We start from the raw sequence: 966 nt of genomic DNA, 5'->3' as shown, positions 1-966 counted from the left end.
GGTCGAAGCCGTGGGCGGTGGCGTGCAGGGCGCGGGGGGTCGGGAAGTACAGGCCGGGGATGGACAGGCAGCCTTCGTCGTCGTCCTGGAGTTCGGTGGACAGTTCCAGGGTGGGGTTGATCATGTGGCCGCGGTGGCCGTCGGCGTCGTAGACGAAGACCTGGGCGCTGACGCCGATCTGGGGTGCGGCGACGCCGGCGCGGCCGGGCGCGCCGAGCAGGGTGTCCATCAGGTCGGTGACCAGGGTGCGCAGTTCGGCGTCGAAGGTGGTGATCGGCTCGCTGGGGGTGCGTAGCACGGGGTCGCCGATGATTCGGATGTCACGCATGGTCATGTCGGCAAGGCTATCGGTTGGGTGGCGTGTAGGGCGGCCCGCACCGGGGCGGTTTTGGCGGCGGCCTCGGCGACTTCGGCGTCGGGGTCGCTGTCCCAGGTGATGCCGCCGCCGGCCCACACGTGCAGGCCGGTGTGGTCGGCGGCGGCGGTGCGGATGGTCAGTCCGAGGTCGATGTGGTCGGTGCCGACCCAGCCGAGGGCGCCCATGCTGGCGCCGCGGCCGACGGGTTCGAGGGCGGCGATGTGGTGCAGGGCGGCGAGTTTGGGTGCGCCGGTGACGGATCCGCCGGGGCAGACGGCGCGCAGCAGGTCGGCCAGGCCGAGGCCGTCGGCGACCTGGGCTCGGACGGTGGACTCGGCCTGCCACAGGTCGCACCAGCGGCGTACGGCGAACAGGTCGTCGACTTGGACGGTGCCGGTGGCGGCGACGCGGGCCAGGTCGTTGCGTTCCAGGTCGACGATCATGATGTGTTCGGCGCGTTCCTTGGCCGAGGTGAGCAGTTCGGTGCGGCCGGCGGCGGTGGCCGGGCGGGTGCCTTTGATGGGGCGGGTGGTGAGGGTGCCGTGGCGTAGTTCGATGAGGGTTTCCGGGCTGGCGCAGCCGATGGCCCAGCCGGGGCCGGTCAGGAC

2 protein-coding genes are annotated in these 966 nt (G+C 72.3%); both read right to left on the bottom strand.

What is annotated here, in order from left to right; translation table 11 throughout:
• Positions 1–334, bottom strand: a 334-nt coding sequence (locus C1I93_RS30715; protein WP_111246713.1) for a peptide deformylase, incomplete at its 3' end; no start/stop codon positions are given.
• Positions 331–966: chorismate-binding protein (locus C1I93_RS30710; RefSeq protein ID WP_181445396.1), on the bottom strand; the 636-nt coding region annotated here is incomplete at its 5' end. The genes C1I93_RS30710 and C1I93_RS30715, both read right to left, overlap by 4 nt.

The organism is Micromonospora endophytica (genome assembly GCF_003236305.1).
Taxonomy (GTDB): Bacteria; Actinomycetota; Actinomycetes; order Mycobacteriales; family Micromonosporaceae; genus Micromonospora; species Micromonospora endophytica.
The sequence above is the reverse complement of the archived record's forward strand: the minus strand, read 5'-3'. Positions and strand labels throughout refer to the sequence as shown.